Source organism: Litoreibacter sp. (assembly GCF_058136045.1).
On record NZ_JBYVDD010000015.1, the window covers coordinates 148,029 to 171,329 of the forward strand.

The 23,301-nt window shown below is 48.9% G+C and carries 23 protein-coding genes; 11 read left to right on the forward strand and 12 right to left on the reverse strand.

Annotated features, from left to right (window positions below):
• Positions 1–71: 71 nt before the first annotated feature.
• On the reverse strand, positions 72–2,330 hold the full coding sequence (locus AC3Y7R_RS16310; RefSeq protein ID WP_490043129.1) for an NADP-dependent malic enzyme: 2,259 nt from the start codon (positions 2,328–2,330) through the stop codon (positions 72–74).
• Positions 2,331–2,492: 162 nt separating this feature from the next.
• On the opposite strand from AC3Y7R_RS16310, the gene mutS reads away from it, so the two are divergent.
• On the forward strand, positions 2,493–5,111 hold the full coding sequence (mutS, locus tag AC3Y7R_RS16315) for a DNA mismatch repair protein MutS (protein WP_490043153.1): 2,619 nt from the start codon (positions 2,493–2,495) through the stop codon (positions 5,109–5,111).
• Here mutS and AC3Y7R_RS16320 read toward each other — a convergent pair.
• Positions 5,097–5,648, reverse strand: a complete 552-nt coding sequence (locus tag AC3Y7R_RS16320; protein WP_490043130.1) for a nucleotide exchange factor GrpE — start codon at positions 5,646–5,648, stop codon at positions 5,097–5,099. The two genes, mutS and AC3Y7R_RS16320, sit on opposite strands and share 15 nt — an antisense overlap.
• Positions 5,649–5,657: 9 nt before the next feature.
• Positions 5,658–6,719, reverse strand: coding sequence for a heat-inducible transcriptional repressor HrcA (gene hrcA, locus AC3Y7R_RS16325; protein ID WP_490043131.1), 1,062 nt, complete (start codon positions 6,717–6,719; stop codon positions 5,658–5,660).
• A 103-nt stretch (positions 6,720–6,822) separates the two neighbouring features.
• On the opposite strand from hrcA, the gene rph reads away from it, so the two are divergent.
• Genes rph through hemW form a run of 3 tightly spaced genes read left to right on the forward strand, consistent with a single transcriptional unit; the run spans position 6,823 to position 9,298 of the window.
• Positions 6,823–7,536: a ribonuclease PH gene (rph, locus tag AC3Y7R_RS16330; RefSeq protein ID WP_490043132.1), complete on the forward strand. Its 714-nt coding sequence runs from the start codon at positions 6,823–6,825 to the stop codon at positions 7,534–7,536.
• A gap of 3 nt (positions 7,537–7,539) precedes the next feature.
• A complete protein-coding gene (gene rdgB / locus AC3Y7R_RS16335; RefSeq protein WP_490043133.1) occupies positions 7,540–8,148 on the forward strand; it encodes an RdgB/HAM1 family non-canonical purine NTP pyrophosphatase in 609 nt (202 codons plus the stop codon).
• Positions 8,144–9,298: a radical SAM family heme chaperone HemW gene (gene hemW / locus AC3Y7R_RS16340; protein ID WP_490043154.1), complete on the forward strand. Its 1,155-nt coding sequence runs from the start codon at positions 8,144–8,146 to the stop codon at positions 9,296–9,298. Before rdgB ends, hemW begins: the two co-directional genes overlap by 5 nt.
• On the opposite strand, the gene AC3Y7R_RS16345 is transcribed toward hemW, so the two are convergent.
• The 7 genes from AC3Y7R_RS16345 to hemJ all read right to left on the reverse strand — a co-directional run bounded on the left by AC3Y7R_RS16345 (position 9,295) and on the right by hemJ (position 16,656).
• Positions 9,295–10,179: a ParB/RepB/Spo0J family partition protein gene (locus AC3Y7R_RS16345; RefSeq protein WP_490043134.1), complete on the reverse strand. Its 885-nt coding sequence runs from the start codon at positions 10,177–10,179 to the stop codon at positions 9,295–9,297. The two genes, hemW and AC3Y7R_RS16345, sit on opposite strands and share 4 nt — an antisense overlap.
• Before the next feature lies 1 nt (position 10,180).
• The gene (locus AC3Y7R_RS16350; RefSeq protein ID WP_490043135.1) at positions 10,181–10,981 is read right to left on the reverse strand and encodes a ParA family protein; all 801 of its coding nucleotides are present in this window, start codon (positions 10,979–10,981) and stop codon (positions 10,181–10,183) included.
• A 3-nt stretch (positions 10,982–10,984) separates the two neighbouring features.
• Positions 10,985–11,608 carry a 16S rRNA (guanine(527)-N(7))-methyltransferase RsmG gene (gene rsmG / locus AC3Y7R_RS16355; RefSeq protein WP_490043136.1) on the reverse strand — a complete coding sequence of 208 codons (624 nt, stop codon included), beginning with the start codon at positions 11,606–11,608 and terminating at the stop codon, positions 10,985–10,987.
• Positions 11,609–11,612: 4 nt separating this feature from the next.
• Positions 11,613–13,478, reverse strand: coding sequence for a tRNA uridine-5-carboxymethylaminomethyl(34) synthesis enzyme MnmG (mnmG, locus tag AC3Y7R_RS16360; protein WP_490043137.1), 1,866 nt, complete (start codon positions 13,476–13,478; stop codon positions 11,613–11,615).
• 11 nt (positions 13,479–13,489) lie between these two features.
• Entirely contained in the window at positions 13,490–14,770 is a 1,281-nt protein-coding gene (gene mnmE, locus AC3Y7R_RS16365) for a tRNA uridine-5-carboxymethylaminomethyl(34) synthesis GTPase MnmE (RefSeq protein WP_490043138.1), read from the reverse strand.
• A gap of 30 nt (positions 14,771–14,800) precedes the next feature.
• The gene (rho, locus tag AC3Y7R_RS16370) at positions 14,801–16,072 is read right to left on the reverse strand and encodes a transcription termination factor Rho (protein ID WP_490043139.1); all 1,272 of its coding nucleotides are present in this window, start codon (positions 16,070–16,072) and stop codon (positions 14,801–14,803) included.
• A 131-nt stretch (positions 16,073–16,203) separates the two neighbouring features.
• Positions 16,204–16,656 (reverse strand): protoporphyrinogen oxidase HemJ, encoded by a 453-nt coding sequence (hemJ, locus tag AC3Y7R_RS16375; RefSeq protein ID WP_490043140.1) that lies wholly within the window; start codon positions 16,654–16,656, stop codon positions 16,204–16,206.
• A 390-nt stretch (positions 16,657–17,046) separates the two neighbouring features.
• Here hemJ and AC3Y7R_RS16380 point away from each other — a divergent pair, with 390 nt between their 5' ends.
• Genes AC3Y7R_RS16380 through dnaQ form a run of 4 tightly spaced genes read left to right on the forward strand, consistent with a single transcriptional unit; the run spans position 17,047 to position 19,751 of the window.
• On the forward strand, positions 17,047–17,646 hold the full coding sequence (locus AC3Y7R_RS16380; RefSeq protein ID WP_490043141.1) for a Maf family protein: 600 nt from the start codon (positions 17,047–17,049) through the stop codon (positions 17,644–17,646).
• Complete coding sequence (locus tag AC3Y7R_RS16385) at positions 17,643–18,476, forward strand: shikimate dehydrogenase (protein WP_490043142.1); 834 nt, start codon at positions 17,643–17,645, stop codon at positions 18,474–18,476. The genes AC3Y7R_RS16380 and AC3Y7R_RS16385 overlap by 4 nt, the downstream gene beginning before the upstream one ends.
• The gene (coaE, locus tag AC3Y7R_RS16390; RefSeq protein ID WP_490043143.1) at positions 18,473–19,072 is read left to right on the forward strand and encodes a dephospho-CoA kinase; all 600 of its coding nucleotides are present in this window, start codon (positions 18,473–18,475) and stop codon (positions 19,070–19,072) included. Before AC3Y7R_RS16385 ends, coaE begins: the two co-directional genes overlap by 4 nt.
• Positions 19,065–19,751 (forward strand): DNA polymerase III subunit epsilon, encoded by a 687-nt coding sequence (gene dnaQ, locus AC3Y7R_RS16395; protein WP_490043144.1) that lies wholly within the window; start codon positions 19,065–19,067, stop codon positions 19,749–19,751. Before coaE ends, dnaQ begins: the two co-directional genes overlap by 8 nt.
• Positions 19,752–19,753: 2 nt before the next feature.
• Here dnaQ and secB read toward each other — a convergent pair whose 3' ends face one another.
• Entirely contained in the window at positions 19,754–20,254 is a 501-nt protein-coding gene (gene secB, locus AC3Y7R_RS16400) for a protein-export chaperone SecB (RefSeq protein ID WP_490043145.1), read from the reverse strand.
• Positions 20,255–20,323: 69 nt separating this feature from the next.
• Complete coding sequence (locus AC3Y7R_RS16405; protein WP_490043146.1) at positions 20,324–20,809, reverse strand: FxsA family protein; 486 nt, start codon at positions 20,807–20,809, stop codon at positions 20,324–20,326.
• Positions 20,810–20,915: 106 nt separating this feature from the next.
• Between AC3Y7R_RS16405 and AC3Y7R_RS16410 the strand changes: the two genes are divergently transcribed.
• Genes AC3Y7R_RS16410 through AC3Y7R_RS16420 form a run of 3 tightly spaced genes read left to right on the forward strand, consistent with a single transcriptional unit; the run spans position 20,916 to position 23,214 of the window.
• Complete coding sequence (locus tag AC3Y7R_RS16410) at positions 20,916–21,584, forward strand: Tim44/TimA family putative adaptor protein (protein WP_490043147.1); 669 nt, start codon at positions 20,916–20,918, stop codon at positions 21,582–21,584.
• Complete coding sequence (gene mltA / locus AC3Y7R_RS16415) at positions 21,581–22,615, forward strand: murein transglycosylase A (protein ID WP_490043148.1); 1,035 nt, start codon at positions 21,581–21,583, stop codon at positions 22,613–22,615. Before AC3Y7R_RS16410 ends, mltA begins: the two co-directional genes overlap by 4 nt.
• A gap of 5 nt (positions 22,616–22,620) precedes the next feature.
• Entirely contained in the window at positions 22,621–23,214 is a 594-nt protein-coding gene (locus AC3Y7R_RS16420; protein WP_490043149.1) for a Smr/MutS family protein, read from the forward strand.
• Positions 23,215–23,301 lie beyond the last annotated feature (87 nt).

The window sequence follows — 23,301 nt, forward strand, 5'->3', positions numbered from 1 at the left end:
CATAGCTTCAATAGGCGCAGCCCCTTCCTACTTAGAAACCCTATGTGGCAGAACCCTTCCTTTTCAGTCGATCACCCAACATTACAGGCAGCCATTACCGCCATATTTAAAATGTCATTCGTCGTCGAAGTCGTTGAACAAATTTGGACCGGATGTTCTACCCCGCTTAAAATTGGACCAATCACCGTTGCGCCGCCCATTTCTTGCATCAATTTAACCGATATCGATGCAGAATGTCGCGCAGGAACGACCAACACATTAGCCGGCCCTGTCAAACGGCAGAACGGATATTGGGCCATAACCTCTGGATTCAACGCCACATCTACGTTCATTTCACCATCGTATTCAAAATCAACGCCACGAGCGTCTAGAACTTTAGGCGCTAAATGCATTTTCTCTGCTCGTTCACTGACCGGATAACCAAAGGTCGAGAAACTAACAAACGCCACCCGTGGCTCCAAACCAAGAGAGCGCGCCGTTGCCGCGCCGCGTTCCGCTATATCTGCCAAATTGTGTTCATCTGGCCATTCATGAACCAACGTATCGGCCATAAGCATAATCCGACCATTGCGCAAAAGCACAGTTACCCCAACCGCACCGTCATCAACCGACACATCAAGAACGTGGTTAAGCAAGCCTAGAACATGCGCAGATTTACGCGTTGCGCCAGTGATTAACCCATCACCATGACCGTGCTCCAACATCAAAGCCGAAAATACATGCCGATCGCGTGCCGCAAGCCGGTGAACATCTTGAGCATCATAGCCTTTGCGCTGCAAGCGCTCGTAAAGGAACGATCTATAAGTATCCAAATGTTCAGAGTTTCGGGCATTCACAATGCTTAATTCGCGATAAGCATCTCCTAGCCCAACCTCCTCAAGCTTCGCTTTTACGTCTTCCTCTCTGCCCACAACTAGGGCTTGGCCAAGTCCGGCACGCTGATACGACACGGCTGCACGCAACACTCGAATGTCATCACCCTCGGCAAAAATCATGCGGGCATTTTTTGCCTTCGCCCGATTATGAAGGCCATCTAGCATAGACGCTGTTGGGTCCATCCGTGCGCGCAAACTTGCGATGTATCCATCAAAATCCACGATTGGTTTTCGAGATACCCCTGTGTCCATTCCTGCCTGTGCTACAGCTGGTGGAATCGTATAGATCAACCGCGGATCAAATGGCGTTGGAATAATATAGTCCCGCCCAAATGACAGCTTTCGACCATATGCAATTGCCACCTCGTCGGGCACATCTTCGCGGGCAAGTTCGGCCAATGCTTTGGCGCAGGCAATCTTCATGGTGTCATTAATTGTACGAGCACGAATGTCCAACGCCCCGCGAAATAAGTATGGAAAGCACAAAACATTATTAATCTGGTTGGGATAATCAGACCGCCCTGTTGCAACAATCGCATCAGGCCGCACTTCATGGGCATCCTCCGGTGTGATCTCTGGATCTGGGTTGGCCATCGCAAAGATAACAGGGTTGTCCGCCATGGATTTAACCATATTTTGCGTAACGGCACCCTTTGCGGACACACCAAGGAAGACGTCAGCCCCAATCATCGCATCCTCTAAGGTGCGATCAGTAGTCTTTGCCGCATGAGCAGATTTCCACTGGTTCATCCCCTCCGTGCGACCTTGGTAAATGACTCCTTTCGTATCACACGCAATGCAGTTGTCATGTTTTGCGCCCATGGCCTTAATCAGCTCTATACAGGCAATGCCAGCAGCGCCCGCCCCATTAAGTACAATTTTGCAGTCCTCAATCTTCTTGCCAGTCAGGTACAACGCATTCAAAAGTCCCGCGGCACAAATCACTGCCGTACCATGCTGATCGTCATGAAAAACAGGGATATCCATCTCTTCTCGTAAGCGCTGCTCGATGATAAAACACTCAGGCGCCTTGATATCCTCTAGGTTAATGCCCCCAAAGCTAGGACCCATCAGCCGTACAGCATTGATAAACTCATCTGGGTCTTCTGTATCCAACTCAATGTCGATCGAGTTCACATCAGCAAACCGTTTAAAAAGAACCGACTTACCTTCCATCACTGGCTTGGAGGCCAAAGCACCAAGATTACCCAGCCCTAAAATAGCAGTCCCATTAGAAATCACTGCAACCATGTTCCCTTTGGTCGTGTAGTCATAAGCTGTCTCTGGGTTCGCCGCGATTGCCTCTACTGGCACAGCCACTCCGGGCGAATAGGCCAAACTTAAGTCGCGCTGCGTCGCCATTGGGGTGGAGGCATTAATCTCCAACTTACCTGGAGTTGGTTCAAGGTGGTAAGATAGTGCCTCTTCATCAGTAACGCGATTCTTATTGGACATGGGTATTCTCTCTCTTGGGCCGACGTCATTGATACCCAGCTTCCCCACTCACGACAACATCTCTTAAATTTCAGGCTTTCACCACCTAGTGAGGATCGGTAGAATTTAAGACAATACACTGGGGAGTGAGCCGTGAGCACCATCAATGCATCAGTAACGCCAATGATGGCGCAATTTCTGGAAATTAAGTCCCAGTACCCGGACGCACTACTATTCTATCGAATGGGTGACTTTTACGAGATGTTCTTCGATGACGCTGTCGCGGCCTCTGAGGCTCTGGACATTGCCCTTACAAAACGTGGCAAGCATTTGGGCACTGATATCCCCATGTGTGGCGTACCGGTTCATGCCGCAGAAAACTACTTTCTAACCCTAATTCGCAAAGGGTTTCGTGTTGCTGTGGCCGAACAACTAGAAAGCCCTGCGGAAGCGAAAAAGCGCGGAGCGAAGTCCGTGGTCAAACGTGATGTTGTTCGACTGGTAACACCAGGAACATTAACCGAAGATAGCCTCTTAGAGCCCCGCCGTCACAATTTCCTTGCTGCATATGCAGACATTCGCGGGGATGGCGCCATTGCTTGGGTCGACATTTCAACTGGTGAAATGCGTGCAGGCCCTTGTTCCCGCGTTCGCCTGTTGCCAGAGCTTGCACGCCTCGCCCCTAGTGAACTTCTGGTTTCCGACACAGCTTTTGATGAACTTTTACCGGTAATCGAAGAAACAGGATCAGCACTGACACCTCTCAGTCGGGGTAGTTTTGACAGCACTGCCGCTGAAAAACGCCTTATTAGTCTCTATTCTGTAGGGTCCTTAGATGCCTTCGGAGCCTTCTCGCGCGCTGAAATTGCAGCCTTAGGCGCCCTCGTTGACTATTTGGATATCACCCAAAAAGGCAAATTACCGCTACTACGTCCACCAATCCGCGAGCTTGCCAGCCAGCTAATGCAGATCGACGCCGCAACACGAAAAAACTTGGAATTAAGCCAAACCCTGAATGGCACACGTAAAGGGTCATTATTAGACACTATTGAGCGAACTTTAACGTCAGGCGGAGGTCGCCTGTTGGGTCGGCGACTTGCCAGCCCATCTACAAACTTAGATGAACTCCAATCAAGACTAGCGGCCGTGGACGCTTTTACTGCACACCAAGCCCTTAGAGGTGATGTACGCGAAATCCTCAGACGTGTCCCAGATATGGATCGCGCCCTATCAAGGATAGCAATGGCACGAGGTGGACCTCGTGACTTAGTATCCCTCCGATCTGGCCTAGAACAGTGCCTAACATTGCATAAATTGCTTGTAAATGAGGACCTCCCAGATGCTATTACATCGCAAAATCAGAGCCTCATAGGTCATGATAAAATCTCTGAATTTCTAGAAAAAACCCTAATTGCAGAGCCTCCGATTCTTACACGTGATGGTGGGTTTATTGCTAACGGCTTTCATGCCGAACTGGATGAAATGCGTAAACTGCGTGATGAAGGCCGCCAAATCATCGCCGAGTATCAAGCCGAATACGCCGCAGATACCAGCGTGAGTACTTTAAAAATAAAACACAATAACGTGCTGGGCTACTTTATCGAAACAACCGCCGCCCATGCTGAAAAAATGTTGCGCCCCCCGCTATCTGAGCGGTTTATCCACCGCCAAACAACCGCAAATGCAGTTCGGTTTACTACTCTCGAGCTATCGGAGCTTGAAACTAAGATTTTGAATGCCGGCGGGCGGGCCACCGAGATTGAACTTCAGATATTCCAGGACATCTGCTCCCAAGTACTAAACGTAAGTGCCGATCTGTTCGCGGCAGCCGCGTCTCTTGCGCAGCTAGATGTATTCGCAGCTTTGGCAGACTTGGCAATCTCAGAAGATTGGGTTCGCCCAATCATTGATGACTCTCGTGCCTTTGCCATCAAAGGTGGACGCCACCCCGTCGTTGAAATGGCACTAAAAGCACAAAACGGAACACCCTTTGTGGCCAACGAATGCAATCTATCCGCTAAGACTGGAAATTCCAGCATTTGGCTTCTTACCGGACCGAATATGGCAGGTAAGTCTACATTCCTGCGCCAAAACGCTATAATAGCACTTTTAGCCCAAATAGGGTCTTTTGTACCCGCAGATTCCGCCCACATCGGTCTCGTTTCACAACTATTCAGTCGTGTAGGTGCTTCTGATGATCTCGCGCGCGGACGTTCCACTTTTATGGTTGAAATGGTAGAAACCGCTGCCATCTTAAACCAAGCAGATGAACGTGCGCTGGTTATCCTTGATGAAATTGGACGCGGCACAGCAACTTATGACGGCCTATCCATTGCGTGGGCCACTTTAGAGCATTTGCATGGGGTTAATACTTGCCGCGCACTGTTCGCAACGCATTATCACGAGATGACAGCGCTAAGCGGAAAGCTTTCTGGGGTAGAAAATGCCACCGTTACCGTAAAGGAATGGGACGGCGACATAATCTTCTTACATGAAGTCAAACGAGGGGCCGCAGATCGATCTTACGGCGTTCAAGTCGCAAAACTCGCAGGTCTTCCCCCATCCGTCATTGAGCGTGCAAAAATAGTGTTGGAACAACTAGAAAAAGGAGAGCGAGAAGGCGGTGTTCGACAAAAGTCTCTCATAGACGATCTACCGCTATTTTCGACAATATCGACTCCAGCGCCGATTGCAAAAGTATCTGCCATCGATGAGCGCCTAAACCAAGTTTCGCCCGACGAATTAACGCCGCGCGAAGCTTTGCAATTACTTTACGAACTGAAAGACCTAACCCGGAGTTGATGAAACTCCAACTTGGGCCGGGCGCAACAAGCGATCATGCAGCAGAAACCCTTCAGCCAACACCTGAATGACATCACCAGCCTTAGTATCAGGCAGCGGCGCCTCAAACATTGCTTGATGCAATTGGGGGTCAAATTTTTCACCAATTTCCGGCATAATAGGCTCTATTTTATGCTTACCAAACACATGGATAAGCTCGCGCAATGTCAGCTCAACACCCTCCAACACAGCCTTCGCCGCTTCGCGTTGCGCATCATCAACCGCATCCACCGCGCGACGCAGGTTATCATAAACAGGCAGCATATCTTTTGCCAGTTTAGAGCCACCATAGCTTTCCGCTTCACGACGGTCTCGCTCACCACGTTTCCGCGTGTTCTCGATATCTGCCAGCGCTCGCAGAAGCCGGTCTTTGAGCATATCTCGCTCTTCAATTAAGGCCTCCATCTCAGCAGACTCTTCCGTGATATCCACGATCTCTTCGGCCATCGCCTCTAGATGATCCGTTTGAAAATCATCTTCTTTATTTACGTCAGACATTTGTAACCTCTACCCAGCGTCCGAAATCAGTTTGCCGACCATCTGCGCTGTATAATTCACAATAGGCACAATGCGCCCATAGTTCAGTCGGGTTGGTCCAATGACTCCCACAGCACCGATGATCTTTCGATCAGAGTTCATATAGGGAGAGACCACCAAAGAGGAACCCGAAAGTGAAAAGAGTTTGTTCTCAGACCCAATAAAAATGCGCACACCCTCTCCCTCATCCGTCAATTCAAGAAAATCCGCGATATCTCGCTTGCGCTCAAGGTCATCAAATAGCGCTCGAACCCGCTCCAGCGCTTCCGTATCCTCCGCACCTTCCAGAAGATTCGCACGACCCCGAACAATAAGCCGCTCTGTTTGCTCACCCTCATTTTCCCATACGGCCAACCCAGTTTCCACCAAATCTCTGGCAAGAACATCCAACTCTTGTCTCCGCAGACCAATTTCTTGCGAAATTCTTCCCCGAAGCTCCGAAATAGTCACCCCCACGGCCATCGCATTCAAAAAGTTAGCAGCCTCACGCATAGAAGATGGCGTTTGCCCGATTGGTGGCATGAAAACTCGATTTTCAACATGGCCATCTGCGAACACCAAAACCACAAGGGCGCGATCGGCGGCCAGACTAACAAATTCGATATGCTTAATCGGCGCTTCATGCTTCGGGGTTAGTACAAGGCTGGCCCCTTGAGTTACCCCCGACAGCGCCGATCCGATACGGTCCAACATCCCACCAACGTCGCGCTCGTTGCTACCCACCGTGGCAGACAGCTTTTCACGGTCCTGTGACGTAACCTCATCCATTTCCAGCAAGCCGTCGACAAACAACCGCAGACCAGCCTGCGTCGGAATGCGCCCCGCAGATACGTGTGGGCTATCAAGAAGCCCCAAAAACTCCAAATCCTGCATTACATTCCGAACCGTTGCCGCACTAACACTCTCAGACAAAGTTCGCGTCAGCGCCCGTGAGCCAACCGGATCACCACTGGTCAGGTACGATTCAACAATCCGCTGAAAGACCTCCCGGCTACGGTCATTCATCTGAGAAAATGGGTCGCCAGTCTTCATTGTGTGACTCTCTTCCTACTTAACTAACAAAGCGCGCTCTCAATGTGGCTTGCAACCACACCTATCACAAGGGTAACTGAGCACGTTCAACAGGAGAATTGATATGCGCCCTTCCGGCAGACAGCTCGACGAAATGAGATCCATCACAATCGAGACTAATGTCACACGTCATGCAGAGGGGTCTTGCCTGATAAAATGCGGCGATACTCATGTTCTTTGCACAGCCTCCATAGATGAGCGTGTACCTTCATTCCTGCGCAACTCCGGCTTAGGTTGGGTCACCGCTGAATATGGCATGCTGCCTCGCGCAACACATACCCGCATGAACCGCGAAGCAAAGCGTGGCCAATCTGGCCGGACACAAGAAATCCAACGCCTCATTGGACGCTCCCTGCGCGCAGGTGTTGATCGCGTCGCAATGGGTGAGCGCCAGATTGTTATCGACTGTGATGTTATTCAAGCCGACGGTGGAACGCGTTGTGCATCCATTACTGGTGGCTGGGTTGCGCTCCGCCTAGCGGTAAATGCGTTAATGAGGGCGGGGGACATCACGACTGACCCTCTTACAGATCACGTCGCCGCCATAAGCTGCGGTATCTATGCTGGTCAGCCCGTTCTAGATCTCGACTACCCAGAAGATAGCGACGCCGGCACCGATGCAAATTTTGTAATGACTGGCCGGCTTGGTCTGATTGAGGTTCAAGCCTCAGCCGAAGGAGCCACATTTAGCCGTGATGAACTTAACCAACTCATGGACCTTGCTGAAAAAGGGATTACAGAACTAACAGCCATTCAAAAAGCAGCAGTCGAAGGCTAGTTTATGCGTAAATTTACTGGTGATGCTTTACTTGTGGCGACCCATAACAAAGGTAAGCTAGAAGAGATTTCTGCCTTGTTAGAGCCTTTCCGTATCACGATTACCTCTGCCGCTGACCACAACCTTCCTGAACCCGATGAAACAGAATCTACATTTGTTGGAAATGCACGTATCAAGGCACATGCTGCGGCTCAAGCCACCGGGCTACCTGCTCTATCTGATGATAGCGGCATAGAGGTTGATTGCTTAAGTGGTGCCCCCGGCGTCTACACGGCGGATTGGTCGGAAACCCCTCAAGGCAGGGATTTCAATCTAGCAATGACGCGAACTCATAATGAAATTCTAAAGTCCGGCCATACAGCACCTTGGACCGCCCGGTTTTGCGCGACCTTAGTCCTCGCCTGGCCAGACGGTCATGACGAAGTTTTCCCCGGAACCATGGAGGGTCAAGTCGTTTGGCCCATGCGTGGTGAACAAGGCCATGGCTACGATCCAATTTTTCAGCCGGACGGATACAATATCACTTTCGGGGAAATGGATCGCTGGGAGAAAAATAAGATAAGCCACCGCGCAAATGCCATTGCCAAGCTGGTCAAAGCTTTTGAAAATTAAAAATTGGCAGCGTGCCGGGTTTGGGGCTTATGTGCACTGGCCCTTTTGTCAGGCCAAGTGTCCATACTGCGATTTTAACAGCCACGTATCGAAAGATATTGACCAATCCGCATGGCTTAAAGCCTATTTAAGTGAATTAGATCGCCTCCATAACCAGACACCCGAGCATATTGTCAGCACAATCTTCTTTGGAGGCGGAACTCCTAGCTTAATGCTGCCAGAAACAGTCAGTGCTATTATTGAGCGTATTCGGCAAAATTGGCGCTGCACCAACGACATTGAGATCACACTAGAAGCAAATCCCACGTCGGTTGAGGCCACTAGATTTTCTGGCTTTCATGAGGCAGGCGTGAACCGTATCTCTATGGGGATTCAAGCTCTCAATGACCATGATCTTAAAAAATTAGGGCGGCTTCATTCTGTAAGCGAAGCTCGGGAAGCCTTTGAAACCGCCCGTTCAATCTTTAACCGTGTCAGCTTCGACCTAATCTATGCTCGCCAAGACCAGACGGCCGCCGGATGGGAGGCAGAACTCACCGCTGCATTAGATATGGCCGTAGATCACCTTTCTCTTTACCAATTAACCGTTGAGGACGGCACTTCATTTGGGGACCGCCTTGCCCGTGGTGGCCTAAGAGGGCTACCAGAGGATGGCCTATCGGCTGATATGTTTGAAATTACACAAGATCTAACATCATCCCATGGGTTTCCTGCATATGAGGTCTCAAATCACTCCAGAAAAGGGGAGGAATCGCGTCATAATCTAATCTACTGGCGAGGCGGGGACTATATTGGTGTAGGCCCTGGCGCACATGGCCGCTTTGACGCAAAACCTGGGCGCAAAGCAACTGAAACTCACCTATTACCTGAAAAATGGCTAGATTCCGTAAAAATATCAGGCACAGGGGAAAGCCTTAGCTCTATCCTCTCAAGAGAAGAGCAGGCGCTTGAGTATTTGTTGATGTCTTTGCGTTTGGACGAAGGATGCAATCTAAATCATCTTCTCAAGCTTGATGCAAACTTAATTTCTAGAAGTAAAATCAATGAGTTAGTCGAATCCAATCATCTTACTCATGATAGCAATATACTTACCGTCACCCCGCATGCCAGAATATTACTAAACGCCATTCTAGCTAGACTAGTAACCTAACGCTGTACTGCTGCTAACAACCGGCAAATCTCATCCAGCTGCTCAAAGTCACCATACTTAACGGAAAGACGACCGCTCTCCGTGCCTTCAATATGCTCAATATTAACAGGCATCTTCAATGAAGCAGACAAATCCCCCTCCAATGCCTTGGTGTCCGCGTCTTTTTCACGCCGCTGAATGACCTTCTGTTTAGGCTTTACAAGTCCTTGCTTTGCAAGCCTTTCTGTCTCACGTACAGACAGGCCGTTTTTTACAACCAGTTTCGCTAATTGGACTGGGTTTTTCGTTGTTATCAATGCGCGCGCATGCCCACTTGTAAGCTCACCACAGCGCAACATTTCAACCACAGCCTCAGGAAGCCCAAGCAACCGAATTAAATTGGCTATATGGCTACGACTTTTACCTAAGGCAGTTGCCAGCTGCTCTTGAGTATGTCCGAATTTCTCCAAAAGCTGGCGATAACCTACCGCCTCCTCAACCGCGTTAAGGTCTGCACGTTGGATGTTCTCAATAATCGCAACCTCAAGAACCTCAATATCGCTCAAGTTTCGAACAACAACAGGTACTTGGTGGAGATTGGCAATCTGCGCCGCCCTCCAACGCCGTTCTCCCGCAACTATTTCAAATCGATCTTTCGTCCTTGGATGTGCACGAACAACAAGCGGCTGAATAACACCCTTTGCTTTAATCGAACTCGCTAGCTCTTCTAAGCTAGTTTTATCAAAATTTCGCCTTGGCTGATCTGGGTTTGGCTCAATTCGTTCAATCGGAACAACACGTTCACCCCTGCCCTCGACTGCATTTGCCTTAGGTTGATCTGACACATCAATATCTGCCATTAAGGCTGATAATCCACGCCCAAGCCCTCGCTTCTCCGCCATACTATATCCCATCCTGCTGCCTGTGCCGCGTAAGTATTTCTGTCGCAAGCGATTTATATGCAATCGCTCCAAGAGATCTTGGGTCGTAGTTAATCACTGGAAGACCATAAGATGGAGCCTCACTTAAGCGAACATTCCGCGGAATCATTGTTTTCAGAACCAAATCTTTCAGATTATCCCGAACATCAAGCTCCACCTGATGACACAAATTGTTGCGCTTATCATACATCGTCAGGACAACACCCTCTAAGCGAAGGTGCGAATTAGCTGTCTCTCGGATTTCACGAATTGATAACATCAGCTGAGAAAGTCCCTCTAAAGCAAAGAACTCTGCTTGAAGTGGAACTAAAACCGAATCTGAGGCAACCATTGCATTCAACGTCAAGAGGTTTAGCGACGGCGGACAATCTATTAATATGTAGTCTAAATCAAGCACTTCCACGTCCACTCCGCGCAAGGCGTCCCTTAGAAGAAACGCCCGTCGCGCTGTTGACGCCAGCTCTAAATCTGCAGAATTCAGATCTGCAGTCGCCGGTGAAATAAGTAGCCCCGGAACCGCCGTTTTCCTCAAGACCTCATTAAGGGAAAGGCCATTAAGTAGTAAATCATAGGTAGTTTGGGTTCGATCACTATGCTCCACACCCAAACCTGTCGAGGCATTTCCTTGGGGGTCCAGGTCAATTAGTCCAACTCGAAGTCCTTTCGCAGCTAGAGCCGCACCTAGGTTTATCGTTGTCGTTGTCTTCCCGACTCCACCTTTTTGGTTTGCCACAGAGATAACTCTTGGAGGGTTTCGCGCCATTTATTATTTCTGCCTTAGGTTTTTAATTATCAGCAGGGATGATCCCGGACTCGTCCAGCTTTTCTTCTTTTCAACATCAAAATCCCACATCGACATCGCCGTGTCTAGCTCTTCAAGATGCCTCAATCCCTTTAAAAACATTGCCTGCCCATCCTTACTCATGTGCATAAATGCCATTTGCAATAAATCTGACAATGGAGCCAGCGCCCTCGCCATAACGACTTCCGCGCGCGGTCCCTTCAGGTTTTCAACGCGCTCTGCACAAACTGTTACATTCAAATCCAGATCGCGTGCCACTGCACTCAAAAACGCAGCTTTTCGCAAGTCAGATTCAACCAGCTTAACCCTTAATAAGGGCATCTTTTCTTTTGCTAGGACTGAAACCACAAGGCCGGGGAAACCAGCTCCTGACCCAAAGTCATAAACCGTAGCAGCCTCTGCCGGTAACATTGAAAAAACCTGCGCCGAATCAAGAAAATGTCTCTCCCAAATATCATTGACAGTTGAGCGCGCAACTAAGTTAATCTTTAAGTTCCACTTTTTTAATGACGCCTCATAAGCCTCTAAGCGGCTCATTGTTTCACGTGAAACATCCAACTCGTCTTGTAATTTATTTTTAAATATCAACTCCTTACCTCGCACCTTTACTAGCAGCCTTCAATCTACCCAAAATCAACGTCAATGCCGCCGGAGTAATTCCATCAATCTTAGCCGCTTGTGAAATCGTGGCTGGTCGCGCTGAATTAAGTTTAGACTTCAGTTCGTTTGAGAGCCCCTTAAGTGCAAGAAAATCATAGTCATCGGGAATTACGATGGCCTCATCACGCCTCAATGCCTCAACGTCTTTCTTTTGTCGCCCAATATAATTTGAGTACAGCGCGTCTCTTGAAATTTGGACAGTTAATTCTGAAGGGACGCTAGATAAGCCCGGAACCAACATCTCCACCGATTCTATCGTCACATTAGGAAAGGACAGCAGCTCAAAAACTGATCTCATTCTGCCATCCTTGTTTACTTTTAATCCAGCCCGCTCAGCCTCCTGAGGGCTTACTCTAATTTCGTCCATTTTATCACGTAAAGCGTTCAGTTCAGTGCTTTTCTTTAAATACATCTTCGCACGCACATCGCCAACACAACCTACCTCAGCCCCACGTCTCGTAAGTCGCTGGTCAGCATTGTCTGCACGTAATGACATTCGAAACTCCGCCCGAGATGTGAACATTCGATAGGGCTCTTGAACGCCCCGCAACACTAAATCATCAATCATCACCCCTATATACGCTTCAGAGCGACTCAAAATAAAATCAGACGCCCCCAAAGAGCGGCGAGCCGCATTAATGCCTGCCATCAATCCCTGTGCCGCCGCCTCTTCATATCCTGTTGTCCCATTAATTTGCCCTGCCAGGAAAAAACCCGGTACATCACGAAGCTCAAGTGTTCGCCCAAGAGCGCGCGGATCAACGTAATCATACTCAATCGCATACCCTGGTTGTAATATTTTTGCCCCTTCAAGACCTTGAATTAATTTAACATATTTCTCTTGTACATCGACTGGTAGGGATGTGGAAATCCCATTTGGATAAACTGAATTACTAGTTAAGCCTTCCGGCTCAAGAAAGACCTGATGTGACGTCTTATCTGAAAACCGCACCACTTTATCTTCGATTGACGGGCAATATCTAGGACCAACTCCTTCAATTTTACCCCCATACATTGCAGACTTGCTTAAATTTTCTCGAATCAAGTCATGCATTTCTTCATTTGTATACGTAATTCCGCAGGACACCTGACGAACCAGCGGGCCGCCAGGAAGGAATGAAAATAACTCTGGGCTTACATCACCAGACTGCATTTCCAAAGCGGCCCAATCAATTGTATCGCTCGCAAGGCGAGGTGGGGTCCCCGTTTTTAAGCGTCCCATTGGAAGCTCAAAATCATCAAGCCTCTCCGCCAGCTTAATTACTGCAGCATCCCCAATTCGCCCGCCAGATCGAGAGACATCACCAATGTGCATCACACCCCGAAGGAAGGTCCCGGATGTCAAAACAACCGCCCGAGATGAAATCTCTGACCCATCCGCCAGAATAACCCCACACACAGCGCTCCCTTGCATGAGTAAATCGCTAACCTCTGCCTCAATCACCGTCAGGTTCGGCTGAGCGTAAATAAAGGATTGAATTGCCTTTAGGTACAAAGCTCGATCTGCTTGTGCTCGAGGCCCCTGCACCGCTGGGCCTTTGCGTCTATTCAATAGTCGAAATTGAATACCAGCCGCATCTGCCGCACGGCCCATAATTCCATCGAGCGCATCAATTTCTCGTACCAAGTGGCCCTTACCAAGGCCGCCAATTGCTGGATTACAGGACATAACTCCTATTGTTTTGGCATTCTGCGTCACCAACGCTGTTCGCACACCCATCCTCGCCGAAGCATGTGCTGCTTCGGTACCGGCATGACCCCCGCCAATCACAATTACATCAAATCCTGAATGTTTCACGTGAAACACTCCTACTTGCCCAAACAAAAACTTGCGAAAATCTCATCTAAAATAGATTCGATATCTACGCGACCTATCATACTTTCCAAAGCGCGCACAGCCACGCGGAGCTCTTCTGATGCTATCTCTGCGCGATCCATTCCATAGGTCATTTCCCCAACACAAGCTTCTAAAGCCTCTGAAGCCACACTCAGAGCAACCCGATGCCTCTCACGAATAGCCAAGCCAGCACCAGACGCCAAACCCGACAACACCTCATAAACTGAATCCAAAAGCTCCGGAATGCCCTCACCAGTCAAGCCAGACAACCCAGCACCAGTAATATCCGACTTTCCGTATACAACTATATCCTGTTCTTGCTTACCTACAGGCAGGGTAGCTCCATTATTTTCTATAAGGAATATGCGGATATCCGCTGTTTCAGCGCGCCTCACAGCCCGTGCAATCCCAATCGCCTCAACCCCATCAGTCGCATCCCTAAGTCCAGCTGTATCAAGGAGAGTTACGGGAAGCCCGTGCAAATCCATCCTAACTTCAATAATGTCGCGCGTTGTGCCTGCGACAGAAGAGGTAATCGCCGCATCTCGGCCAGCCAATACGTTCAATAGTGTTGATTTTCCAATGTTTGGGGGGCCAATAATGGCCACCTCAAACCCATCTCTTATCCTTTCAGCCATACCGACACCTGCAGCCATCTTATCAAGCTCTGCACGCACCCTATTAGTAAGCTCACAAACTTCAGGCGACACATCAACAGGAACATCTTCATCAACAAAGTCAATTGTAGCCTCCAAAAGAGCTGCAGCCCGAATTAAATCACGACGCCACCCTTCCGTCTTATCCCCTAACGCTCCACTAAAGACTTTTATTGCTTGTCGGCGCTGTGCTTCGGTTTCAGCATCGATAAGATCCGCTAACCCTTCAACCTGCGCTAAATCGAGACAGCCATTATCAAGCGCACGGCGGGTAAATTCACCAGGCTCCGCTATCCTTAATCCATCCATATCGCCCAAAAGGCCAAGAACTGCTGATACAATTGACGGGCTACCATGTAATTGAAATTCAATAACATCTTCGCCGGTAAAGCTTGCACCAGCAGAAAATCCAAGAATTAAAGCTTGGTCAATTAGCTCGCCTTGAGCGTCTCGTATTTCTGCCAGCGTAGGGCGTCGGGCCGCTATGTTACGCCCAGTTAAAAGCTTAGCGGCCACAAAAGATCGCTCACCAGACAGTCTAATGATAGAAACGCCTGCTTTACCCCTTGCAGTAGCAAGGGCGAATATCGTTTCCATTTTACATACCGCGCTGTTTTAAAACAGAAATTATGCGTTCATCGAATCAAAGAAATCCGAATTAGATTTGGTTTGCTTCAGCTTCCCAATAAGGAACTCAACCGCGTCTGTTGTTCCCATTGGATTCAGAATGCGTCGCAGAACAAACGTTTTCTGCAAATCGTTTTTATCTACTAGAAGTTCTTCTTTCCGCGTCCCGGATTTTAGAATGTCTATTGCCGGATAAACACGTTTATCTGCAATTTTCCGGTCCAGAACGATTTCGGAGTTACCCGTTCCTTTGAACTCTTCAAAGATAACCTCATCCATACGCGATCCAGTATCAATCAGAGCTGTAGCAATGATCGTCAGAGAGCCGCCTTCTTCAATGTTGCGCGCAGCCCCAAAGAAGCGCTTAGGGCGCTGTAGCGCGTTCGCATCGACACCACCGGTCAAAACTTTGCCAGATGATGGGACCACCGTATTAAATGCACGACCAAGTCGCGTAATGGAATCGAGTAAGATAACCACATCGCGTTTATGCTCGACCAAGCGTTTTGCTTTTTCGATAACCATCTCAGACACGCCAACGTGCCGTGTTGCTGGCTCATCAAAGGTTGAGCTAACAACTTCACCCTTAACGGAGCGCTGCATGTCAGTCACTTCTTCTGGCCGTTCATCAATCAGCAAAACAATCAAATAACATTCAGGATGGTTTTCTTCGATAGACCTAGCGATATTTTGCAAAAGTACTGTCTTACCTGTCCGCGGAGGCGCCACAATCAAGGACCGCTGGCCTTTTCCGATAGGCGCAACCAAGTCAATAATCCGCGCGGATCGATCTTTTACAGTCGGATCCTTCAATTCCATTGTCAGGCGCTCATCAGGATATAACGGCGTTAAATTATCAAAGGATACCTTGTGACGAACTTTTTCCGGATCTTCAAAGTTTATCAAAGCTACTGATATCGTTGCAAAATAACTCTCGCCTTCACCCGGAGCCTTCATAACACCATCAACCGTATCACCAGTACGAAGCGAATGTTTGCGGATCATTTCAGGAGATACATAAATATCATCAGGCCCAGGAAGGTAGTTAGCTTCCGGCGATCTTAGAAACCCAAACCCATCTTGTAAAACTTCCAGCACGCCATCGCCGGAAACTTCCCAACCTTCTTCCGCCCGTTCCTTCAGAATCGAGAACATAATATCCCCTTTGCGCATAGTGGACGCATTCTCGATTTCCAAATCCTCAGCCATAGCAACCAAATCAGCAGGGCTGATTTTTTTAAGATCAGCGAGATGTAGCTTGTCTTCAGACATAAGGGATCACCCAATTCAGGGGCACATGTGCCAAGTAGGAATATAATTAGTCAGGGATTCAACGCAGCCGGACGGCTGCTAAGGTCGGTAGGTATCAACCCATCAGTACCAAGTCAACATTAAGAGCTAAATCAAAATGGGCGCACAACTACAGAAATAACGATAACCATTAACAATACTGTTGGGAGCTCATTCATAAGTCGGTAGGTTCGCCCCTTTCGGGTGTTTGTACCAGCAATGAATTCTTTCCGTCTTTTACCAAGCCACATATGAAACCAAGTCATTACAAGAACCGATGCCGCTTTAGTCCATGGCCAGTACTGACCCCAATCGACGACGCCAGGGGTAATAACCAGTAAAAGACCAAACACCCAAGTACTGATCATTGCAGGATTCATAATGACCTTCAAAAGTTTCATTTCCATCATCTGGAATAGCTCATCGGTATCTGAATTCTTCGACACCTTCTCTGCATGATGGACGAAAAGCCTTGGTAAATAAAATAACCCAGCCATCCAAGCTATCACCGAGATGATATGTAAGCTTTTAACCCAAGGGTAAAGTTCTGCCAGAATATCTGTCATTTCACCTCTCTATCAGTCTCCCTTCTTAAATAATAATAAAAGAAAGAAAAGATGATGTTGATAGTAGGTACTGTGGATACTGTGGATCAAATAGTTATCCACGGAAAACCAATTGAGAGGTGTGAGAAATTCGAAGCATCTAAGAAATATTAAAAATCATTTAATTTCAATAAGATAAGATGTATAACAGCCCGAAATAGCCCTGAAAATTAGAACGCAACAAACAACGAGGTAAAGGTTATCCCGAGCCTGTGATCTTCTTATCCACAAAGGATAACTAGAGGTCTAAAAATTGAACAGTGTGGGTAAGACTGGCATCTTAAACAAACCCAGTGGATAAGTGGGGATATCCGCAATATATATACCTAACTTTCCCTCAGGGTTGTCCACATGGTCCGCGCCATTATTCTAGCTTCCGGTTCACAAGCCCGTCAGACTATGTTGCGTCAATCAGGCGTAGAATTCACTGCTATTGTGGCTCGAATAGATGAACGTAGCATTAAGGCTGCTTTGCTGTCTGAAGGAGCAAGTGCTCGTGATATAGCCGATACCTTAGCGGAATATAAAGCACGTCGAGTTGCCAGCCAGAACCCAGACGCGATAGTTCTTGGGTGTGATCAGGTTTTGGAATTTAACGGTAAAATCCTTTCAAAGCCAACAACACCAGAGGAGGCTGTTGCACAGATTTCAATGATGTCGGGGAAGCAGCATCAACTTTTGAGCGTTGTTGTTGTTTACCAAGGGTCAAAGCCGGTTTGGCGGACATTGGGGCAAGTTCAACTTACGATGCGCACCCTATCACCCAGCTATATTACCGAGTATGTTGAGCGGAATTGGAATGAAATTAAACACTGCGTTGGAGGTTATCAGTTAGAGGCTGAGGGCGCACGGTTATTCACGCGCATTGATGGAGACTACTTCACAGTGTTGGGGCTGCCGTTATTAGATGTATTAGGGTATCTTACCATGTCAGGAGCAATAGACGGATGACCAACTCGAAGCCTCTTTTGGCCGGCGTGATCGGACAGCCTATTGCTCAGAGCAAATCCCCTCAATTGCATGGCCACTGGTTAAGTCGATACGGTATTTCCGGGCACTATATTCCGATGGAGGTGTCGAGCGCAGATTTACCCCATGTATTGAATAACTTACCGAAGATGGGCTTTCGCGGGGTCAATGTTACGATACCACATAAGGAAAGCGTGTTGGATATGGCAGATGTCATTTCAGATCGCGCGGCCTTGATCGGTGCAGCCAATACATTAACCTTTCAAAGTGATGGCAAGCTGCATGCCGATAACACTGATGGTATTGGGTTTATTGCAAACCTTAAACAAGAAGCCCCTAGCTGGGACCCCACTTCAGGGCCGGCGCTAGTTCTTGGTGCGGGCGGTGCTTCGCGAGCAATTGTATCAGCACTTTTGCAAGAGAAGGTTCCTGAGGTTATTTTAGCCAATCGGACGCGCGCCCGTGCAGATTCACTTAAGGCGCATTTTGGCGGGAAGATTAAAGTTGTAGATTGGACGCAAGCTGGCAGCCAGCTTACCGAGGCAACAACTCTAGTGAACACGACGTCTCTTGGGATGACTGGTAAGGAAGAGCTTAAGCTAAACCTTGCAAGTCTAACCCCAAAAACACTGGTTACAGACATTGTTTATAACCCACTGACGACACCGCTACTTGCTTCAGCACAGGAGCGCGGATGCTTTACTGTCGATGGGCTTGGGATGCTACTCCACCAAGCAGTTCCCGGTTTTGAGCGCTGGTTTGGAAGGGCGCCAACGGTAGATGCAGATTTACGCCGTGCTGTATTAGAATGAAGCCAAGAAGCTATGTTCTTGGGCTAACTGGCTCAATAGGTATGGGGAAATCTACTACGGCCCAAATGTTTCGTGACCTTGGTGTTGCGGTTTGGGATGCTGATCAAGTGGTTGGAGATCTTTACTCTCTTGGTGGTAAGGCAATTCTTGGGCTGGCGAAGATTAACCCCACGTTTGTTGTGTCGGGCATGGCTGACCGTGAGGCGATGAAGCGGGCGATAGCCGAAGATCCTCAAATTTTAACTCAAGTGGAGGCGCTGGTTCACCCGATGGTGCAAGCAAGCCGGACTAAATTTCTTAATGAAAATAGTAAAAGTGATTTGGTCGTTCTAGATATACCGCTGCTTTATGAGACAAGATCCCAAAGCCAAATGGATGGGGTGTTGGTTGTCACAGCACCGGCACGGGTTCAGCGAGATCGAGTGTTAGGGCGCGGCTCAATGACAGTAGAAATGTTTGAGGCAATTTTGGCAAAGCAGATACCGGATGCTCAAAAGAGAAGTCGCGCGGACTATGTGATTGAGACGTTGACCCTTGAAGCCACCAAAGCCGCCGTGACATCTTTGGTCGAACAGCTGAGGGATAAATATGCGTGAGATTGTTTTAGATACGGAGACTACCGGCTTTGAGCCAGGTGAAGGCGATCGCATCGTTGAAATCGGCGCGGTGGAGCTGTTCAACCACATGCCAACAGGGCAGACCTATCACCAATACATCAACCCAGAGCGCTCGATGCCGCAAGGGGCGTTTGAGGTGCACGGCTTGGGCGATGAGTTTTTACGCGATAAGCCTGTATTTAAGAAGGTCGGGCAGGCGTTTCTAGACTTTGTTGGCGATTCTCGAATGGTCATTCATAACGCAGCCTTTGATATGAAATTCCTTAACGCAGAGCTGGGCTGGGCTGGGCTAAAACTGCTGCCGAAGGATCAGGCGCTAGATACTCTGGCAATTGCACGAAAGAGGTTTCCCGGATCGCCTGCGTCGCTTGACGCTTTATGTCGGCGATTTGGCATAGATAACTCTGCTCGAGAAAAGCACGGGGCGTTGCTAGATAGTGAAATCTTGGCAGAGGTTTACTTAGAGCTGGTCGGAGGGCGGCAGCCGGACTTAGTTCTCTCAAATTCTAAAGAGGCGCAGACCCAAGATTCAACAGATGAAATGTGGCGAGCACAGCCGCGGCCAGCAGCTTTGGCCGCTCAGATAACTGAGGAAGAACGCGCCGCCCATAAGGTCTTTGTCGACCAAATGGGCGATGCTGCTTTGTGGAAGCGGTAAGGCTAAGCGTCTGCGGTTTTGGAGGCGGCTTCTGCCTGTGCCCGGCGCGCAAGTTCATTGCGGTACAAGGCAAGAAAATCAATGTTTTCTAGGTTAAGCGGCGGGAAGCCACCATCACGCGTTACATCAGACACGATGCGGCGAAGGAAGGGGAACAGCATGCGCGGGCATTCGATCATCAAGAATGGGTGCAACTGTTCTTCTGGTACATTTTCAATGTGGAAGACGCCCGTATATTCCAGCTCTAGAAGAAAGATAGGCTTGCCATCGCCTTTGGTGTTCGCAGTCACTTCCAGCTTTGTGGTGACATCATATTGATCATCGCCGGTGCGCTTTTTAGCGTCGAGGTTAACTTGAACCTGAATATCCGGGGTTTGATCGCCTTCACCAAGGCCTTTTTGTGCAGCGATATTTTCAAAGGACATATCCTTGATAAACTGCGCTAAAATTTGCATGCGGGGCTGTTGGGGGGCGGCAGGTGCCGCGCCGTTTTCTTCGGCCATCTTTGGCGTCTCCTTGAAGCGAGAAATTAAGTTGCGATGTGCATAGCAGGTTGGAACAGCCGCCTCAACTCAATGTCGCGTCCAACCCGATGGCGGCTGATTTGTTGCCTTCGGTTCGTCCTCGTCAAGCTCTGAGAACTCGCCATCAATGATATCTGAATTTGCCGGATGCGGTTTTTGATGAGGGCTGTTGTGGGCAAAGCTTTGGACTCTAACCTTGCTGCGCAGCCATTGAAACAGCGTCAGACGAACCGGAGGGATTAGCAAGGCAAAGCCAACGGCATCCGTGAAAAACCCAGGTGTGAGCAGTAACAATCCTGAGGCTAAAATCATGGCGCCGTGAGCCAGTGATTCAGTGGGATCTTGAAACTTTTGCAGGTTTGTTTGGATTTGACCCATGGCGCTTAGTCCCTGTGCCCTCACCAAGATTGTGCCAAGAATGGCCGTCAGGATCACAATTGCCAGAGTGGGCCACAGGCCCAGCCATCCACCGACTTGAATGAATAGTGCGATCTCCACGATCGGAATTGAGACGAAGAGTAAGAATAACCACATGGTAAACCTATTTTCCAAGAGCAGGTCAGGTGGACTTGTGCCCGCCTAGCACCTACATAAGAGTTTGAATTACAATTTGCCAACTATCCGGCGCACAGAGGCTTTGATGAACAACGATATGATCCAACTTCTCGTCCTTGCAGGTATTGCTGTTTTTATTATTCTCAAGTTGAAATCGGTTCTTGGGACGCGAGAGGGCTTCGAGAAGCCACCGCTCCCCATGCCTAGCAGTGCGGACTCAACGTCAAAAGCGCGACAAAAATTTGAAGTTATCGAAGGCGGCGCCGACCGGGATATTACTGATCACGTAAAAGAGAACAGCACTGCGGCCAAGGCGTTGACTGCAATGAAGCGTGCTGATCCATCTTTTGGGGTAAGTGATTTCCTTGGTGGTGCGAGCGGTGCATATGAGATGATTTTAATGGCCTTTGAGCTGGGTGAAATTGACGAAATCGCCCCATTTCTGTCCGGTGATGTGCTTGAGGCTTTTGAGGGTGTGATTGAGCAGCGCAAGAAAGAAGGCCTTTTGGTTCAGGCCACCTTTGTTGGTGTTCGTGAAATGACTTTGGTGGATGCGGAATTCGACAACGATACCAAAGAGGGTGAGCTGAGGGTCCGATTTATCGGTGAACTAACCTCTGTTGTTCGCGATGCTGCGGGTGATGTTGTTGAGGGCGATCCGGATCAAATTAAACGGGTCAAAGATGTTTGGACTTTTGCACGGATTATGGGCAGCGACGACCCGAACTGGCAATTGGTCGCTACTGGAGAATGAAGCGTGGCCGGTGGGCATTGGCGTTTATTCTGGGGTTTGCAATGAGCTTTAGCGCGGCTGAGTCTGCACCATCCTACCAGATTTTAAAGTTTGAAGAGTTAAACGGCTGGGCTGAAGATGACCACTCTGCCGCCCTATCTGTCTTTCAGGAAACTTGCGCAGATATAAAGGATCCTGAGTGGTCTAACCTTTGCGCATTGGCATCTAGTCAGCCTTCGGCCCGTACTTTTTTCGAACTATTTTTCCGCCCGGTTGTGATCAACGCGGAGGAGCAAGCGCTGTTTACGGGCTACTTTGAGCCAGAGTTGAATGGGTCGCGAAGGCGTGGTGGCAGATATCAGTATCCGCTGCATAGTTTGCCGCCTGAATTAAAAAAGGGCGGCTTATGGCATTCACGCCGCGATATCGAGGAGCGAGGTCTTCTAGACGGCCGCGGACTAGAGCTTGTTTGGATTGATGACCCTGTAGAGAAATTTTTCCTGCAAATTCAAGGGTCTGGCCGTGTGAAGCTGGCAGAAGGCGGCGCAATGCGCGTTGGCTACGGTGGGAAAAATGGCCATGAATACAAGTCAATTGGTCGGGAGCTGATCCGACGCGGTGTTTACAAACCACATCAAGTTTCCGCTCAAGTTATTCAGCGCTGGGTTCAGCGAAACCCGATCGACGGCCCCGAGTTGTTGCGCCACAATCCGTCTTATGTATTTTTTCGAGAGGTGTCTGAGGTGCCATCGCACAAAGGGCCGCTTGGCGCGATGAATCGTTCAATTACACCTATGCGCTCAATTGCAGTGGACCCAAAATTTAACACGCTTGGGATGCCAGTTTGGGTCGAAAAGGGCGGTGCTGTACCGTTGAATAGGTTGATGATTGCACAAGACACTGGATCAGCAATTAAAGGTGCGCAGCGGGCTGATATTTATTATGGTACGGGAGATCAGGCGGGCAGGGCTGCGGGTCGAATTCGTGATCGCGGTAGATTGGTGACGCTTATGCCAATACAAATCGCTTATACGCTTGCTCCAGGTGATTAATTACCATGGTACGTCGGAAGCGCACTTTAAATCTGGATGAGCAAGAGCTTTGGAGATCTGTCACTGAGACAGCAATTCCAATGAAGGCGCGCCAAGTAGAAAAAATAGACACTAAACTAGCTAAAAAGCTAGTTTCTGACCCGATCTTACCGCGCTCGATCAGCTCTTTCAGGCTTGGAGAACAAGCGGCGCCAAAACCCGCGAGATATAATCTTACTCCTAGCTTGGACGATCAAATCTCAAAGGTCGCGGTAGCAATGGATAAAAAGACGTTCACACGCCTTAAACAGGGTAAGCTATCACCTGAGGGACGCCTTGATCTTCACGGGCTAACGCTCGACCAGGCTCACCCTCGGCTCACTCAGTTCATTTTGGATGCAAGCTCTCAAGGCAAAAGGCTTGTTCTTGTGATTACTGGCAAAGGTAAGGGTCGTGATGATGCTGGACCTATTCCAACGCGGTTTGGCGTTCTGCGACATCAGGTGCCGCAGTGGTTCCAGCAATATCCGCTAAAACCACTTATCCTTCAGATCACACAGGCGAGCTTGAAACACGGTGGATCCGGAGCTTACTATGTATACCTTAGGCGCAGTCGCTAGCGGCCAATATTGTGTAAACGCTGACGCCAGACACTCGTGAGATTATTGCCTACGCGGTTTGGGCGTACCATCGCTTCGCGCTGAGCG